Origin of the sequence: Microcoleus sp. A006_D1 (genome assembly GCF_036702805.1) — a bacterium.
Taxonomy (GTDB): Bacteria; Cyanobacteriota; Cyanobacteriia; order Cyanobacteriales; family Microcoleaceae; genus Microcoleus.
The window spans coordinates 47,936-64,370 of sequence record NZ_JAUBVZ010000024.1 but is presented as its reverse complement, the minus strand read 5'-3'; the positions used below and the strand labels follow the sequence as shown (position 1 = coordinate 64,370).

Sequence of the window (16,435 nt, the reverse complement as noted above, 5' to 3'; positions counted from 1 at the left end):
TTTGATCGCTTCCAGTTCCCCCCTTGTTAAGGGGGGCGCCAGGGAGATCGGGTTTAACCCAAGCGTATTGCGTTATTGACAATGATGATCGGGCGTGAGATTTAACTAATTTTAAGTTTTCTGTTAGCTACAGTCAATTTTAGGTCAAATGTTGCTTCAAAAAATCTCGAATTTGCTTGAGCTGAAATCCTTTAGCAAGTTGGCGCAGGTGATGAACGAAAGGCACTAATGTCTGGTCAGAATCTTCGAGTTTAGCAGTTTCCTCCAGAATAGCTTCAATATCGCCCATTGCAGCCAATCTTAACAATGCCAAGACTGACTCTGAGGCAGGAGACACCATCGTTGAGTCAGGATTAGCAATCTCAGGTGATGTTTTGCGAGTTTGAGCTTTGCGCTTTTTGGTTTCCGCTCCCTCTTCGTAAATCCACTCTAGTCCCAAATGCAGGCGCAACACTTCTAAAAGCTCGTTAGTTTGAATCGGCTTGGTGAGAAAACTATCGCAACCTGCAAGTAAGCTCTCTTGCCTAGTAGTCTCGTAAACGCTAGCGGACAAAGCAAGGATAACCGCATCTTTTAATTTCGGCAACTGTCGCAGCCGCCTGGTAGCTTCCCAACCGTCCATTACGGGCATCAGCAAGTCCATTAAAATTAGATTCGGTAGAAATTCCTGTGCTTTGTGCAAGCAGTCTTCGCCGTCGGTGGCTTGGGCAATTTCAAAACCCAAACGAGAAAGCAGCCTGTGCAGCATGGAGCGATTTACTTCGTTATCGTCCACGATTAGCACTTTGCGCTGGTGGCCGCTAAAACCGACAAGCCGCCGTTTTTCTTGCGTGGAGGGGAGTTGACAAGACTCGGCGACTGCGGGAAAGTCGATCTCGAACCAAAATATGCTGCCTTTGCCGGGGGTACTTTGGACGCGAATTTGGCTGCCCATCATGTTGACTATTTTTTGGCTGATGGAAAGTCCCAGTCCGGTACCTTCAACGAAATTGTGACGATCGCCCACTTGATGAAAAGGCAAAAATATTTCTTCTAATTTATTGTGAGAAATGCCAATGCCGGTATCTTCGATTTGAAAGCGAATTTTAGCGACGGGTAATTGCTGTTTATTTGCGGCTGTGGAGTCCGATCGCACAAAAGCGATCGGCGGTGCGATCGACTGATGCTCCTGTTGTTGATTCGCTCTCAAATTTGCCGTACCGTCGCCAACCTGGGCCGTTAAACTCGAATTTATGGAGTTTGTGGGAGTTAAATTTTCAGCAAAATTCTCCACCTCACCCACTTTGAATGTCACTGAGCCGATCTTAGTAAACTTAACCGCATTACTGACCAAGTTCATCAAAACTTGTCGCAGCCTTTGTTCATCCGCGAACACCCAGCTTGGCAGTGGAGATAATTGGTCGTAATTAAACGCAATTGCTTTTTGAGCCGATCGCATTTGGAACAAGTCAACAATACTTTTTACCAAACTCGGTAAATTCACCTCTGTCACAGACAGTTCCATTTTACTAGCTTCGATTTTTGCGAGGTCTAAAACATCGTTAATCAGCGTCAGTAAGTGGTTGCAGCACTGGTGAGCGCTATGCAGGCTCTCCTGTTGTTCGGCTGTTAAATTGCGATCGGATTTCAGCAGTTGAATGTATCCCATAATACCGTTCAAAGGCGTCCGCAATTCGTGGCTCATGTTGGCGAGAAAGTCGCTTTTAGCGCGGTTGGCGGATTCGGCGGCTGATACGGCCAATTGCAGGGCGGCTTCTGCTTGTTTGCGATCGGCAATTTCGGTTTGTGCTTGTTCAAATAGCGTCGATTGCTGAATGGCGATCGCCAACTGCACCCCCAACTGTTTCAGGCACTCTGCCTCCAATTGCTTCCAGGGACGCGGGCCCGTGCAGTGGTGGGCAATTAACAGCCCCCACAATTTTTCGCCTTGCAAAATCGGCACTACCAGATTGGCTCTCACATTGAACCGAGCCAACAAACTCAAGTGGCAGTCGGCGATGCCGGCATTGTAAACATCATCTGTGGCTCTAATTCTGCCATCTAGGTAAAGACGAGCATAGGTTTCTCCAAAACAAGGATCGTAAATTTCCGTTCCTAGAATTGGTAGGGAATTTTCGGCAACCGACTCGACGGCGATAAACCCGCTCCAATCCGGCTTAAATTGGTAAATAACTGTGCGATCTACTTGCAAAAACTGCCGCACTTCTTCGACTGCATTGGTGAGAATCTTTTCTAAATTCAGAGAAGAGCGAATGCGTTCCAGCATAGCTACTGCCAACTGTTCGCGCTTTAATTGCTGGCGTAAAACTGCTTCGGATTCTTTGCGTTTGGTGATGTCTGTAATCACTGCAATTAAGCCGATCGAATGGCCATTTATATCTTTAATGCTGTCTGCTCGCACCAAAGCGGTAACAGCTTGATCGCTCTTACTTCGCAGCGCAACCTCACCGCACCAAGAGCGACCTTTGCGAATGTTTTTATAGATTTTTTTGTAACTTTTAGGTCGGACGTAAAGGGCAGCGCGCTCGCCGAGTTCGTTGAGTTCTTCCACCGTGTAGCCGTAACGCTGAATGAAGGCTTGATTGTGGTAAATAGAGCGCCCTTTCAAGTCGGCGATCGCGATCGCATCGCTGGTACTTTCCACGGCTTGAGTGACCCGCAACAAAGCTAATTCTGCTGCTTTGCGATCGCTAATATCCGTCATGGAACCCACCATCCGCAGGGGATTGCCGGCTTTGTCCCACACTGCTTGAGCGCGGGCGAGCACCCACTTGTAGCTGCCGTCTTTGCACTGCAAGCGGTATTCAGCGGCGTAATGGGGGGTTTGGCGATCGAGATAATCTTGGATCGCTGCTTGCACTCGTGAGCGATCGTCTGGATGAATGCGATCGATCCATTCGCTGTTGCAACTGTCGATTTCGCCGTCTGCGTAACCGATAATTTCTTGCCAGCGGGCCGAGCGAAAAGCTTGATTTGTTTGAAGATTCAGATCCCAGATTCCGTCTTGATTGGCTTTAAGAACTAACTGCCAGCGTTCTTCGCTTTTGCGCAATTCTTCTTCAGCTTGTTTGCGCTGAATGTGAGAACCCAACTGAGTCGCTACCGCCTTCACCAATTCTACTATACGCGGTTCCATAATCGAGCGTTCGCGCTTGCAGAATAGTAAAACTGCCAGCACCTCTGAATTAGCGCGAATCGGCACACCGAAACAAGCTTTCAATCCGACTGCTGCCGCCATTTGCGATCGGGCAAAAAATGAATTATTGACTACAGAAATATCTTCAATCCATTCTATCTTTCGCGTTGACCAAATCCGTCCCGGCACTCCCACTCCGGGCGCGAATCTAATTTTCTTACTTTCGCGGCCAAACCTATCTAAATCGCGATCGCTAGCATACCAAGTTTCGCTGTGTTCCAAAACAGCACCGTTAGCAGCCGGTATCCAAGCTTCCGCAAAATTCCAGCCGATCGCATTGCACAGCAACCGCAGAATATCAGGGATAGCGCTGTGAAAATCCGCCGACTGACTAATTGCTTGAGTTGCTGCCAGCAACAGCTTAATTTCATCTTCTGCTTGCTTGCTTTCTGTAATATCAGTTCCCGTGCCGAGAATTTGTTTTAACTCGCCGTCTGCGGTTTTGGCAAATACAGTATCTCGGCTGACAATCCAGCGCCAAGAACCATCCTTGTGCCTGATGCGGTATTCAATTTCAAATATCTCCCCTTCTGTACCCGTTGCGACTTGCTGTAAATAATCAGGCATTTTGATGGCATCTTCCGGGTGGATTAAACTTGATGTCATCCACGGCCCCATTGCCTGAATCTCCTCTACCGTATAGCCAATAATCTGGTAGATAGAAGCATTTGCATAGATATTTTTTTGTTCTATCAAGTCATAAACGTACAAAATATTAGGACTTGCCTCAGCAATGCGATCGCCAAACCGCTTGCTATCCTGCAACTCTGCTTCTGCTTTCTTTCTCGCAGTAATATCGCGAACAATACAAATTATTTCGCCGTCGGGGAGGATTGTCAGCGAAAGTTCTTGAGGGAATTGAGAGCCGTCGCGACGGCAGCCAACTGCTTCAGTGCTGATATAACCTTGGCGCGCTAAAACAGGCATAATTTCCCGCTCGAACCTGGCAAGTTCTGCCTCTTTATAACAGATTTTCCAACTTTTGCCCAACATTTCTTCGAGGGAATTGTAACCGTAGATTTTGAGTTTAGCTGCGTTGACATAAATCAGCTCTCCGCTGGCATTGACAATACCGATGCCTTCGGAAGCCGCTGCCATTGCTGCGGCTTGTCGCTGGAGTTTTGACTCGAAACGTTTGCGATTGGTGATGTCGCGGACGATCGCGATAATTTCGTCATCCGTGCAGAAGACAAATCTCGCTTCAAAATCGCACAGTGCATCGTTAATTAGCAGTTGATATTCTACAACTTGAATCTCGCCGGTGTCGATCGCGTGTTGATTGCCGCCCAAGATTTTTTCAGCAAAAGCAGCCGGCAATATGTCTTGTGCTTTTTTGCCAATAAATATGTTTTCCGGTACCAGCGTCTGGAGGTCTTTTGCGGGTTTGAAGTCAACAAAAGTGCCGTCGGCGCGACAGCGAAAAATCATGTCCGGTATCGCGTTTAAAAGAGCGCGGTTGGTAGCTTCGCTCTTTCGCAATTCTGCTTCTGCTTGCTTGCTGAATGTCACGTCGCGAGCAACTGCATAAATTAAATTTTCTTCGGCAAACGGTGATGCCGTCCACGACAGCCATTTATAACTACCATCTCGGCAAAGATAGCGGGTTTCGAGGTTAATAACCGGGTTGCCATTTTTCAGTTTTTCTAATTCAGTTCTAATTATGGCTCGGTCTTCTGGATGCACGAACTCCATCAAAGGTTCGGCTCGAAGTTCGGCTATACTGTAACCTAAGACAGTAGACCAAGCAGGGTTTAAGCGTTTAAAATACCCGTCGAAACCTGCAATGCAAAGTAAATCCAGCGAGATATTAAAAAATCTATCCCGCTCTTGTTGGGTTTGTTTTAATTCGGTAACATCCATCACCAAACCGTCCCAAATTATATCACCGTTGGCTTGTTTTTCCGGTCTCGATGCGCCTTGCAGCCATTTCACTCGCTCTCCCATAACTTGCCGCCACTCGTGTTGCCAAGGTTGCTGAGTCACCGCTGAATTTGCGATCGATCGCTGCAACTCAGAAATGTCATCTGGGTGAACTGCTGAAAAAGCCAAACCAGCATTTTCTTCTATTTGTTCAGGTCTTAAATTGTAGAGTTGCCAACTACCAGGAGAAACGTAAGTAAAAGATGTTTGACCATCTACAGAAAGCAGATATTGATAAATCATTCCCGGCAGGTTAGCAGTAATTATTTGAAATCGAGCTTCGCTTTCCTGCAAAGCTAGCTGCTGGTGCTTGTATTCGGTTACGTCTCGCATTGTCCCGACCAACATTTTAGTACCGTCTGCTTTATTGAAAACAGTTTTTTTGGTAGAGATAATGCGTTCTTTCCCAGCGCTATCTGTCAAAATTTCTTCCGTTTCCTCAGGAATGCTTCTTTGCAATACTTGCTCGTCTTGTTGCCAAAAAAACTCGGCTTTTGCTGGGGGTAAAAAGTCATAGCCTGAATTCCCTATTAGTTCCGATCGCGCTTTTCCCATCAACTCGCAAAAAGCGTCGTTTAATACGACCCATTTGTGCTGCTCATCTTTGACAAAAATTGGATCGGGAGTAGCATTAATCGTGTGATTTAAAAACTCTTCGGATGCTTTCAATTCTGCTTCGTAGCGGTAGCGATCGCTCACATCCAAAATTACTTTAATCATCCGGTCGATCGAGCCGTTCCGACCGCGAATACAGCGCAGGGAAACTCTAGTATAAACTATTTTTCCGTCTTTTCTGCGCCACCTTTTGTCTAAAACATAACCTTCGCTCTCCCCGGCTAAAATTTTATTTAACTGCTCTAAACTGGCCGGCAAGTCTTCAGGAAAACCCCACTGATCCCAATTTCCGTGCAGAATTTCTTGGCGCTCGTATCCCAGCAAATCGCACAAAGCATCGTTAACTTCCAACCACTCACATTCTTCGGGTTCTGAGGGGGAATTGGGAGGAGCAATAATCGCAATTCCGACGAGGGAATTCTCGACTACCGAGCGATATTTTTCTTCGCTTTTTTGCAAAGCTTCTTGGTTGTGCTGTCTCTCGACTGCATAGCGGAGCGATCGCATTAACACTTCGCTGTCGATTTTTCGCTTGACTAAATAATCCTGAGCTCCTGCTTGGATTGACTGCACGGCGAGTTCTTCATCGTTGCGGGCAGTCAGTACGACGATCGGAGTATTGAGGCTGTATTCTTGTATCTTAATAATTGTACTTAAGTCTTGGCTGTCAGGCAGTGAAAGGTCTAGTAAAATCACATCAAAATGTTCGCTGACCAAAATTTGCTGCGCTTTGCTGAGACGGTCTGTGCAGCTTACTGACAGCCTGTGGGACTCAGCTCTGTTGAGATTTGTTTCTAATAATAATTCTTCGATCAGATCGGCTTCGGCTTGATTGTCTTCGACGAGGAGAACTTTAAAGCCGTTTCGCTTTGCGGTTGCGCTCAAAACTGATATCATATACCTTGTTAATTGTCAGAAGGCAGTCGAGATTACCATTATAGCATACAAAGAATTTAAGCCCTAAAAAACGACAGCAAACACCGAAAACTTATTTTGTTAAACAACTACAATGCTCAAGATCGACTAGGTTTGTGTTCTCAGTAGGTAAACCCACTCACAGATAAAACTTTTACGGTTTTTAGAAGCTCGGTTTTTTCTGGGAACCCAAGCTGCTCGGTTGTGTTTTTTGGGCGATCGCCCCGGACAACCGATCGCGCGATCGAAACCGACCCTTTCTTGGCCTTTACACTACCCACACAATCCGAGCCATATCCCCGCAGCACTCAGCCCCCCAGGCAAAAAAATTGGTGGGAACTATGTTCGATATTCACATTTTAACCAGTTCTTTTATGATAGCTTACAGAAACTCCTTACTGCCATTTCTTTACTTTTTCCAATCAAATAAATTTTTTCCACAGGTCTTGCTATTTAGCAAAAAAGTGATACTCTTGAAATAGAGGCAATCAAAAACTCTGCTGGATACAGCCTCGGGAAAAATTCGATAATTTTCGCAACAAAACTACGTTAAAAATCTACGTTAAAAATCACCGTCCTTTGTTTACTGTCCTTTGCTCGAAATGAGCTGAATTTTAGAGGAAAAAAGCAATGATCGAAAAATTAGAAATTCAACAAAAACAAGTGTTAATTGCCAGAGAAAAAGCCTTAGTATTGTGGTTTGATGAAGTCGGCATCGCCGACATCCCATTAGTAGGCGGGAAAAATGCTTCATTGGGGGAAATGATCCAACAGTTAACCCCCAAAGGAGTCAGGGTTCCCAACGGATTTGCAACTACAGCACGCGCTTACCGCTATTTCATCGAATCGGCGGGTTTAGAAGCAAAATTGCGCGAAATTTTTGCCGATTTAGACGTAGAAGATGTGCAGAACCTGCGACAAAAAGGCAAGCAAGCGCGGGCATTGATTTTGAATGCACCGTTTCCGCCAGAAGTGCAAGCGGCGATCGCGAATGCTTACAATCAATTGTGCGATCGCTACGGCGACAGTACCGACGTAGCAGTACGTTCCTCCGCCACCGCCGAAGACTTACCAGACGCCAGTTTCGCCGGACAGCAAGAAACCTACCTCAACGTCCACGGCTGCAACAGCGTGCTCGAATGCTGCCACAAATGCTTCGCCTCCACCTTCACCGACAGAGCAATTTCTTACCGCCAACAGCGAGGTTTCGACCACTTGGAAGTCGCCTTATCCGTCGGCGTACAGAAAATGGTGCGATCGGACTTAGCATCCTCCGGCGTCATGTTCAGCATCGACACCGAAACCGGTTTCAAAAATGCTGCTTTAATCACCGCCGCCTACGGATTAGGCGAAAACATCGTTCAAGGAGCAGTAAACCCCGACGAATACCTAGTTTTCAAACCCACATTAAAACAAGGTTTTCGCCCAATTCTAGACAAACGCCTCGGCACCAAAGATATCAAAATGGTGTACGATGTCGGCGGTTCCAAATACACCAAAAACGTCTCCGTATCGCCAACAGAACGCACCAAATACGCCCTTAACGATGACGAAATTATGCACTTAGCAGAGTGGGCCGTACTGATAGAAGAACACTACTCCCAAGTGCGCGGAACCTACACGCCGATGGACATCGAGTGGGCAAAAGACGGCAATACCGGCGAACTTTTCGTCGTCCAAGCGCGGCCCGAAACAGTACAATCACAAAAATCAGCTACAGTTTTGCGTAACTACAAATTGCAAGGTTCCACCGCAGTTTTAACAACAGGACGCGCCGTTGGCGAAGCGATCGGACAAGGCAAAGCCCACGTAATTTTAGACGTTCACCAAATCACCGAATTTGAAGCTGGAGAAGTTCTGGTCACCAACAAAACAGACCCGGATTGGGAACCGATCATGAAAAAAGCGAGTGCGATTGTCACCAATTCCGGCGGCCGCACTTGCCACGCTGCGATCATTGCCCGCGAGATGGGAATCCCCGCCATTGTCGGCACCGGCGACTGTACCCAAGTCTTGCACAACAATCAAGAAATCACTGTTTCTTGTTCCGAAGGAGAGGAGGGCAAAGTTTATTCCGGTTTAGTTCCGTTTGAAATTCAAGAAACTGCGATCGACAATTTGCCCCGCACCCGCACTCAGATTTTAATGAATGTCGGCAACCCAGAAGAAGCTTTTGGTTTGTCAGCAATTCCTTGCGACGGCGTAGGGTTAGCGCGGCTCGAATTCATCATCGCCAACCACATCAAAGCTCACCCCCTAGCACTGATTCACTTTGACGAATTGACCGACGAATCTGTCAAGCGTCAAATTGCCAAACTCACAGCACTTTACGAGCACAAACCCGATTTCTTTACCGACAAACTAGCGCGCTCAATTGCCACCATCGCCGCCGCATTTTATCCGAATCCAGTCATCGTGCGGATGAGCGATTTCAAAAGCAACGAATATGCTAATCTTTTGGGAGGGCGGCAGTTTGAACCCAAGGAAGAAAACCCGATGATCGGCTGGCGCGGCGCCTCTCGCTATTATGACCCGAATTACCGCGAAGCTTATGCTTTGGAATGCCTTGCATTGAAGCGAGTTCGCGACGAAATGGGCTTGACAAATGTGATTCCGATGATTCCGTTTTGCCGCACCCCGGAGGAAGGGCGCAAAGTGTTGGCAGAGATGGCAAAACACGGTTTAGTCAAGGGCGAAAATGGCTTGCAAGTTTATGTGATGTGCGAATTGCCGAGCAATGTCATATTGGCTGACGAATTTGCCCAGGTTTTTGACGGATTCTCGATCGGCTCTAACGACTTAACTCAGCTAACATTAGGATTAGACCGGGATTCTGCTTTAGTCGCGCACATCTTTGACGAACGCAATGAAGCTGTGAAGCGGATGATAGAAATTGCCATTAAAGCGGCCAAGAAGTACGATCGCAAAATTGGAATTTGCGGACAAGCCCCCAGCGATTATCCTGAGTTTGCTCGCTTCTTGGTTGAGTTGGGAATTGATTCGATTAGTTTGAATCCCGATTCGGTTTTGAAGACTTTGTTGGATGTTGCTAAGGTGGAGGCTTCCAGTGCAGTGATGGATTTAGCAACCCAAGTTGCTAAGATTTAACCGTTTGAGTTTTTGAGAGCAACCGAGTTTGTTTAAGCGGTTCGATCGTTCGGAATGCAAGTCCTCTGATTTAAACAGGACTTGCATTCCGAACGATCGAACCTATTACGGGCTTGGTTGTTTTTGAACTAAACCCGGTTTCTCCTATCTAGTTTGGTCAAATAACCGCTCTCGGGCCAGCACCCGCCAGCAAACGCTTAACGCACGGGCGGCATAGTTTGAGATTGTGCCAGGAACTTTTCTGATTGAAAACCGTCTGTTCGGGGATGATTTTTTGTTGCCGATCGTCTAAATTAAAAAAATATTCCCTACACCAGCTCACTAAATGTGTTAATAGCTCTCCTGATTATTTTCATCGGTTTAGCTCCGTGGCTGCTGTCTTTGTGGGTGATGCGCTCTGCCGAGAGTCAAGCCAGCCAGAGAATTGCAGCGGCCAGACTAGCGGTAGCAAATAGACCCCTGCGAACTCAACTAGCAACGGACGATCGCACTTACATCCAAGGTCTAGGTTATCCGATCGGCGATATCACTTGCGAGTATAACGCCCGCTCTAATTACATTCGCTGCGCCGTCAATCCTTCTGGGCCCTGTGTTGATTGTCATTACTACCAACCCAGAACTCTTGACGTTCGCGGTGAAAAGATATAGGTTGTATTGGGGCTGGTATCTACGCATATTTGCGGATCTAATAATCCATGAGTTAGTATGTACTTACGTGTAAGGATTGTTGTTGGAGCTTGTTCAGGACGAGCCATGCCAAAACTCAGCAATTAAAACCTAATCGAGCAGTATTGCTGGGTTACAGTTGCCATAACTGGCGAATGGCGATCGGTGTTTTTCTAGTTGAGGACTTGCGCTCAAAAACCAGGTTTAGACGATAAATCTGAGTTTGGTGGCGAAAAATCTAGGAATAAATCAGGCTTCTAGTCTAGAAGTGCGTAACTCCTGTAGTTCAGAAAATTAGCCGACAAAAATTGCCAGTAGCCGACGGGCAAATGTGCAACTCAACTTCTCCAAAACATCATGACAAATTCTGCACAACTGTCCCGAGCAATTACCTTAAACACAAACCCGCTCGAAAACTCTAAGTTGACAGTCAGACAAGTTGCTGGCGCGCGACACTAATCTATGTAAGTGCGATCGCAGATGAACGCAGTCTCAAACCTAGATTGTTGTCTCCAAACTGCAATTCATGAATTTTTAAGACGCCTCGTCGATACAGGGTATGCCTATTTCAATTGCATCACAGGTTTTGGTCACTGTCGGCCTGATTATGTCACGGCCAGCACTGCGTCGCCATCGTCTCCCTAATTAATGTGTGGTTACTATTGTCAACAGGGCAGGCGCACGCACCGAAATCAAAGAAACCGGGTCTTCTACCGGAAGCGAGGGCTGCAACGAAGTCTTTTCGCCGATTAAACCTGGTTTCTGTGTCCACAAAGGATGAAATTTTTATGCCAATAAAGTAAGTGCATTAGACGCTCGACAGAAAGCCTCATAAAATTTATTTTTGAGAATTCCTGTTATTGTCTGCTGCGGGATGTAAGAGATCGGCGTGTAACAGATACACTCCCTAACAGAAAGACCAAGCCAAAATATCACCCGATAGATAGATTGTTGGGATTTAAACTCCCAAGCCTCAGCGCTCGCCCAGGCGATATTTGAAATGCTATCAAATAGCAAGATAGCACAGCTTTGTGCTGAGTAAAAGCCGCTTTTTGCTGTTTTTAGAAGAAGTCAAGCAGCAGAGCCTCTAACTCTGCAATCAAACCATTTCAAGAGGTGATAATTATCATCTCGAAATGGGTACATTATATACAATCAGTGAGGCAATTCTACCATGCAAAGCATCTGCAACAAACCAATTTTTCTAACCCAAAAAGCAGGTGACACCACCGCAAGCATTGCTGCCAAAAACTCCCGAACTACAGCAACTCATTCTCAGCAAAAACAAATAAAACAAGTAACAGCAGAGGAGTGTTTTCTGTCCCAAAAACCCGGTCAAGGCTCGGGAATTGGGCAGCCAGAGAGAGAATTTTTGCTAGCAACCAAGCCTGCGATCGCCCCTGTAAAAAATATCCTGTTCCTCGATGGCAGAGTAGAGAACTACGACAGCTTGGCCAGAGGAGCAACAGCAGGTACAGAGGTATTTGTACTCGACTCGACACGAGATGGAGTCGAGCAAATTACTATAATTTTGGCTAATTGCAGCGATTTAGACAGCCTGCAAATAATTTCTCACGGTCGAGAAGCAGCAGTGCAACTCGGGTCGATCGCCCTCAATGCCGAAAACTTAGAAACCTACAGCCATTTGTTGCAGCAGTGGGGAAAAGCCCTCAGCGAGAGAGGACATATTTTGTTATTTGGGTGCAGCGTCGCAGCGTCCGAAAGTGGCGCGGCCTTCGTGCGGAGCTTGAGCTCGATTGTCGGTGCAGATATCGCAGCTTCCGACAACTTGACGGGGAGTGCAGCACTCGGCGGCGACTGGGAATTAAGATTTGTGACCGGGGAAATCAAGGCGAGGATCGCCATTGAACCAGAAGCGATCGCAGCATACGCTTACACCCTCGGCACATTAGTCAACGAAACTTTCAAGAACGCCACAGTCAGAGGGCCTTGGATTTACGGGGGAAACGGCGGTGCGCTGTTCGATCCGAGCAACGGGCTTCCAGCAGCGAATCAACCTGTCCCCGGCATTACCGGAGGCACAGTATCGGGGGTACTTCCGGCATTGGGGGGGCGCACTCCCGGCGATGGCGCTTTGCAATTAACTCCAGCAGCAAACACCCGCGAAGCCTTCGTCATCTACAACAACCCGATTCCATCAACCGACGGTCTCAGAGTCCAGTTTGATTTTTATTCCTACGGTTCCAACGCCCAAACCAGGCTTTCTCCGGGCTTCCCGATCGAGCCTCAGCCAGGGGACGGGCTGGGTTTCTTCTTCATTGACGGCACCGCCAGCCCAACCAGAACTGGGGGTTTTGGCGGTTCTCTCGGCTACGCTCAACGCACGGGTATACCCGGTATTGTGGGAGGTTATTTAGGCATTGGACTTGACGAGTATGGCAACTTTTCCACATCCACAGAAGGGCGATCGGGCCCGGTGCCACCTGCGATTCCCGGCTCCGCTATTGGTGATTACAGACCTGATTCTGTAACGCTCAGAGGCCGTGAAGCAGACAATTATCAGTTTTTAACAAATGCGATCGTGCCCTTCGGCATCGATAACATTCCTACGAGCATTACCTTTACCGGTCCTCCCAGCGGTTATAACTTCAGCAATACGTTCACGACCACTCGCGATGCAGCCAAAAGAGCGGTTCAAATTACCCTGAATCCATCTAACGATCGGACGGCTCCCAACCGCCTCACCGTTGCCTTCGATACCGATTTTGACGGCACCTACGAAACTACACTGATCGACATCCCCAACTTGGCAACCAGCAACGGTGCAGTACCGCCAATTTTCAAATTTGGTTTTGGCAGTTCGACAGGAAGCGGCAACAACATTCACGAACTGCAAAACCTGGTAGTCGAGACAATCAATCCTCCCAGTCTCTCGGCCGATGTAAGCACGATCAAAACAGGGCCGCAGTTCATCAAGCCCGGGAGCAGCATTACCTACACGATTACTACTGTCAACAACGGGCCAGCGCCAGCTCAAAACGTCCTGATTCAAGACGAAATACCTGTAGAACTGCTGCTTCCGAACGGAGCGCCGCCGGTGCTGAGTGCCTCTAACAACGGCACTTACCTCAACCAAACGAAGTCTGTCACCTGGCCGTTAATTCCGGTTCTCAATCCCGGCCAGACTCTCACTTACACCCTGACAATTAATCTGCCGCCCGGTTTAACCAGCAGCGACACTTTTTCCAACGTTGCATTCAGCAACAGCTCGACTTTCGACCCCAACCTCAGCAATAACAATAGCATTCTCCCGCCCGGGCAAATCGATGGGGCTGGTCTGCTCCGTACCACAGTTGTCGATACAGTCGCGGATTTAGTCACTACCAAAAGCGGCCCTGTGACTGCTCCGATCGGGTCAACCATTGCCTACACCCTGACTACGATTAACAAGGGGCCTGATGCAGCAGCAGACGTGACGATCACTGACAGCATTGTTCCGGGTTTAACATCCGTCACCGTATCGGACGGCGGGACGTATAACGCACAAACCGGCATTGTTTCATTCCCAATACTGCCGACGCTGGCAAATGCAGCTACTGCGACCCGCAATATCAGTTTTGTTCCCCCAATCAGCCTTACCGCCATCAGCAACACGGCTCGTAGCAGCTCGGCGACTCCCGATCCGATCGCCACCAACAACAACGGCTCCCCAACCAACAAAGAGGGCACTCCCACTAACTCCACGGTGAGGACAACTCTTACGCTCAACGCCGACTTGGCAACCACCAAAACCGGCTCTACCGGTGCTCTCCCCGGCAGCCCTGTCAGCTACACGATCGCCACAGTCAACTTAGGCCCGAGTCCCGCACAAGCTGTAACCATTACAGACAGCATCATTCCCGGGTTAACCGGAGTCACGGCATCCGATAACGGCACTTACAACGCAGCCACAGGCATTGTCACATTCCCACCAGTGGCGATCGCCAACGGTACTACAGCTACTCGGACGATCGGCTTCACAGTACCGCTCACCGCAACTACTGCCATCAGCAACACAGCCAGAAGCAGCTCCCTCACTCCCGACTTGACTCCTGGCAACAACAACGGTAGCAATCCCAACGCCACCGTCACCACCAGCGTCAGTCCCAGGGCTGATGTTGTCACCCAAAAAACTGCCCCGGCGACCATCAATGCCGGCGCCCCTCTCACTTATACAATTACTACTAACAACAACGGGCCGAGTGCTGCCACCAATGTAGTGATCACCGACAGCCTAATTCCCGGTTTAACATCCGTCACGGTGTCCGGCGGAGGAACCTACAACGCAACCACAGGCGCGATCGTTTTCCCGGCGATCGCCTCCTTAGCCAGCGGCAGCAACCAGAGCCGCACCATCACCTTTGTACCGCCGCCCACCCTGACGAGCATCCTCAACATTGTATCCAGCCGATCGGATACTCCAGACCCCAACGAGACCAACAACAACGGCTCTACAGTGGCATCGCCCGGTGGGCCGGGGGGTCGAGTCACCACCACCATCGGTACAGCCCGCGCCGACCTAGTTACGTCCAAGGTCGGTCTCACATCTGCGGCGGCAGGCAGTTCGGTGACATATACTATAGTTACCTCCAACAACGGGCCGAATGCTGCGGAAAACGTAGTGATTACAGACAGCATCATTCCCGGTTTAACGGGAGTCAGGGCATCGGATAACGGCACTTACGACCCAGTGACAGGGATTGTCACCTTCCCAACAATTTCCAGCTTGGCTAGTGGCAGTAACACGAACCGCCTAGTAACAGTAGTAGTTCCCGCGACGGGCACGATCAGCAATACTTCCGGAAGCCGATCGACCACTTTTGACCCGCAACCCACCAACAACAACGGTTCAGAACCCCGGGCTACTGTCACCACCGCCATCAGCGCGCAGCCAACACCCAACCAAACTCCATCAGCCCAGAGCAGCAACGCTGCGCTACCGCCCAACAGCGCTGTCAACATCAGCGGAATCGGAGGCACAGACCCCGACGGCACAGTGCTTTCTTTCAGCATCAACACCCTGCCGCCAGCAGATCAAGGCGTCCTGTTCTTGGGCGATCCCGCAACCGGAGGAGTCCCCGTCACCGCAGGTCAAACCCTGACAGCAGATCAAATCAAGCAGTTATTCTTCAAGTCTGCCGACAATTTCACAGGAGCTAGCTTTACATACAGCAGCAGGGACAATCTCGGTGGCAGCAGCCCTGGGGCCACAGTTTCTCTGGTGTCGCTGCCGTTCAACCAGCCGCCGATACCCACAAACATCAGCAAGACACTGCCACCAAACAGCACCGTCAACCTCGAAGGACTGACGGCCAAAGACTCCGACGGCTCGATCGCATCCTTCACCATCAACACCCTGCCGCCAGCAAATCAAGGCATCCTGTTCTTGGGCGACCCCAGCCAGGGAATCCGGGTCACAGCCGGTCAAAGACTCAGCACAACTCAAATCAACCAGTTATTCTTCCAAGCAACCAGCGAATTCACAGCCACCAACTTTACCTACACCGCCACAGATAACCGCGGCGGCGTCAGTCCAGCCCCCGCTACAGCATCCCTGCTAGCAATAATACCTCCCGCCGACCAGCCGCCCGTCGCCAACAACACCAGCGTCGCTTTGTTGCCAGGAAAAAGCGTTAACATCCCCGGACTCGGAGGAACCGACCCCGACGGCACGGTGGTTTCTTTTACCATCAACACCTTGCCCCCGGTCAATGAAGGCACTCTGTTCTTGGGCGATCCCAGCCTGGGAGTGCTGGTCACAGCAGGTCAAATCCTAACACCAGAGCAAATTACCCGCTTGTTCTTCCAGGCGTCCGGCAATTTCACAGGGGCAAACTTCACCTACAGCGCTACAGACAACCTCGGCGCCACCAGTGCGGCAGTTGCTACTGTCTCTGCCCTTGCCATTAACCAACCCACACCGACACCCGCGCCCGTGCCCACACCGACACCCGCGCCCGTGCCCACACCGACACCCGCGCCCGTGCCCACACCGACACCCGCGCCCGTGCCCAC

The 16,435-nt window shown here is 49.2% G+C and carries 4 protein-coding genes; 3 read left to right on the top strand and 1 reads right to left on the bottom strand.

Features of this window, described 5'->3' with window-relative positions; translation table 11 throughout:
* Nucleotides 1-139: 139 nt before the first annotated feature.
* Nucleotides 140-6,628, bottom strand: a complete 6,489-nt coding sequence (locus QUB68_RS27965) for a PAS domain S-box protein (protein WP_442923136.1) — start codon at nt 6,626-6,628, stop codon at nt 140-142.
* Between the two features lie 648 nt (nt 6,629-7,276).
* Here QUB68_RS27965 and ppsA point away from each other — a divergent pair.
* The 3 genes from ppsA to QUB68_RS27950 form a co-directional block, all read left to right on the top strand.
* Nucleotides 7,277-9,754: a phosphoenolpyruvate synthase gene (ppsA, locus tag QUB68_RS27960; protein WP_332998165.1), complete on the top strand. Its 2,478-nt coding sequence runs from the start codon at nt 7,277-7,279 to the stop codon at nt 9,752-9,754.
* 327 nt (nt 9,755-10,081) lie between these two features.
* On the top strand, nt 10,082-10,402 hold the full coding sequence (locus tag QUB68_RS27955; protein ID WP_332998164.1) for a DUF6464 family protein: 321 nt from the start codon (nt 10,082-10,084) through the stop codon (nt 10,400-10,402).
* Between the two features lie 1,192 nt (nt 10,403-11,594).
* A partial coding sequence (locus tag QUB68_RS27950) for a DUF4347 domain-containing protein (RefSeq protein WP_332998163.1) occupies nt 11,595-16,435 on the top strand: 4,841 nt, incomplete at its 3' end.

What these genes read in the sequence shown, in the direction of transcription:
- ppsA (WP_332998165.1), top strand. Translation starts at nt 7,277, where the DNA reads ATGATCGAAAAATTAGAAATTCAACAAAAACAAGTGTTAATTGCCAGA.
- QUB68_RS27965 (WP_442923136.1), bottom strand. Translation starts at nt 6,628, where the DNA reads ATGATATCAGTTTTGAGCGCAACCGCAAAGCGAAACGGCTTTAAAGTT.